This is a genomic window from Nonomuraea longispora (genome assembly GCF_004348345.1).
GTDB classification, from domain to species: Bacteria; Actinomycetota; Actinomycetes; order Streptosporangiales; family Streptosporangiaceae; genus Nonomuraea; species Nonomuraea longispora.
The window spans coordinates 1-1,975 of record NZ_SMJZ01000407.1 but is presented as its reverse complement, the minus strand read 5'-3'; the positions used below and the strand labels follow the sequence as shown (position 1 = coordinate 1,975).

The 1,975-nt window shown below is 74.3% G+C and carries 2 protein-coding genes and 1 pseudogene; 2 read left to right on the top strand and 1 reads right to left on the bottom strand.

Annotated elements, in window-relative coordinates:
* A partial coding sequence (locus tag E1267_RS43550) for a GNAT family N-acetyltransferase (RefSeq protein ID WP_246064738.1) occupies positions 1-571 on the bottom strand: 571 nt, incomplete at its 3' end.
* Positions 572-805: 234 nt separating this feature from the next.
* Here E1267_RS43550 and E1267_RS43545 point away from each other — a divergent pair.
* Both E1267_RS43545 and E1267_RS43540 read left to right on the top strand, forming a co-directional pair.
* A complete protein-coding gene (locus E1267_RS43545; protein ID WP_161714850.1) occupies positions 806-1,573 on the top strand; it encodes a bestrophin-like domain in 768 nt (255 codons plus the stop codon).
* Between the two features lie 2 nt (positions 1,574-1,575).
* Positions 1,576-1,975, top strand: a pseudogene (locus E1267_RS43540) (hypothetical protein); the annotation flags it as partial.

Here is a 1,975-nt window from a genome sequence, read left to right as displayed (position 1 = left end):
CCACCGGCCTGCCGCCCTCGTCGGCCAGCGCGACCACCGCGCCGTCCGGCGCCGGGCTCTCACCGGGCTCGCGCCGGATCAGCGCCTCCACGTGCGGCGCGGTGAGCGGCCACACCGCGAGCAGCCGGTCCGACTCGTCCCCCTGGTTGATGGCGTCGTCCATGACGCCGTAGAAGCGCGGCAGGTACTCCTGGGGCCGCGCCCCCAGCTTCGCCAGGTTGAAGTGGGCGTTGCGGCGCACCAGGGGATCGTAGGTCCAGGTGATGCGCTCGATCCCGCGTCCCAGGGCCCAGCGGCGCTGGTGCAGCTTGAGCTCCAACCCGGCGCCGCGCCGCGTCGTGCCGGTGACGTGCGAGTGCAACGCGCCGCCCGCCGCGAGGAACCCGACCGAGCCGCCCACCAACCGGCCGCCCTCGAAGGCGCCGGCGACATAGCCGCCCGAGTGCGACAGCGCCCGCATCAGCTCCATCGTGATGGGCGGGTCGCCGGGCCCGAAGTGCCAGATGTCCTCGAACAAGTCGTTGACCTGCTCGAACTCCGCCATCTCGTGGAGTTCCCTGACCTCGATCAACCTGCCGCTCCTCCTCGTGGGACGCGTTCACTGGCGACGGTATGCCATGGTGCGCCCGCCGGGATTCGTGCCCGGCCACCAAGAGAAGAGCGGTCCTTCGTCGAGCTGCCCTAGCGCCGGACCCCGCCCGGGCCGAGACATGCCCGGGACTTTACCGATCACCGCCTGCCGCCATCGTCGCCCTATGTGATAGTAATGTCGCACTGCGTAGTCGACAGGGTCCGGGAGATCTTCATGGTGGCGTACACACTCTCCATCCTGGCGGCGGTGGGCGCCGTGGCGCTCACCGCGCTGGTGTTCAGGCGGGTCAGGGCGGCAGGGGAGGACCGCGACCCCAGCGGTCCCTCCGCCGCCCACGCGGGGGCCATGCTGTCGGCCATGTTCCTGCTGGTGTTCGCCATCGCGGTCATCGTGCCGTGGACCACGGCCGACGCCGCCAGGCTCAACACCCACGCCGAGAGCCGGGCCGCCGTCGACGCCTACTGGGCCGCCGGCGAGCTGCCGGGCACGGCGCCCCAGGAGGTGCGCAGGGCGCTGCACGACTACGTCACGTTCGTGGTCAGGGACGAGTGGCCGCTCATGGCCGAGGGCGCGATGGACCCGGTCGGCGGAGCCAGGATGGACCAGCTGCGCGGCGCCGTCCACGCCGTCGAGGTGGAGGGCGACCAGGAGACCGACGCCAAGGCGGCCGTGCTCGACCACATCAGGAGCATCGCCGCCGCGCGCGCCCAGCGCACCGCCGACGCCGCGGCGACCCCGCCCGAGGGGCTGCTGATCCTGACGATCCTCACCGGGGCGCTCGTCGTCGTCTTCCCGTTCCTGGCCGGGGCCAGACCGCGCGGCCTGGCCATCCTGCCGCTGGTGGCGACCGCGGCGCTGCTCGGCTTCGGCACCTACCTCACATGGGACATCGCGCGCGCCTTCGCCGGGCCGCTGGCCGTCGGCCCCGAGGCGTTCACCGGGGCGCTGCAGGAGTTCACGCGGATCGCCGGAGGGCTGTGATCGTGGCCGTCAGGCGTGCTGCGCTGCTGCTCGCCGCCGCCGTGCTCGTGGGCGGCGTCACCGGCGCCGACGTGAGCGGCGCGGAGGCCGGCCGGGCGCCGTGGCCAGGCCCCGCGCCGCGGGTGACCGTACGCGCCCCCGCGCCCCCGAAGGGTGTCACCGCCAGGCCGGGACGGGTGACCGTGCCCAGGGTGTCGGCGCGGCGCCGGCCCGTGCCGAAGGTGTCGATCTCCGTGCCGCCCCGGCAGCGGCGGGCCTCACCCCAGGTGGCGCTGCCCCAGGTGACGGTCTACCGCGACGGGTTGTGCACGGGAGGGGTACGAGTGGGGGAGTGCCCGCGCGGGCGGGCGCGCGTGGCTCCCCGGCCCGTGCCCCGGCCCGTGCGCGTCCCCGCGATCACCC

Coding starts and splice junctions, on each gene's coding strand:
- E1267_RS43545 (WP_161714850.1), top strand. CDS start 806: ATGGTGGCGTACACACTCTCCATCCTGGCGGCGGTGGGCGCCGTGGCG.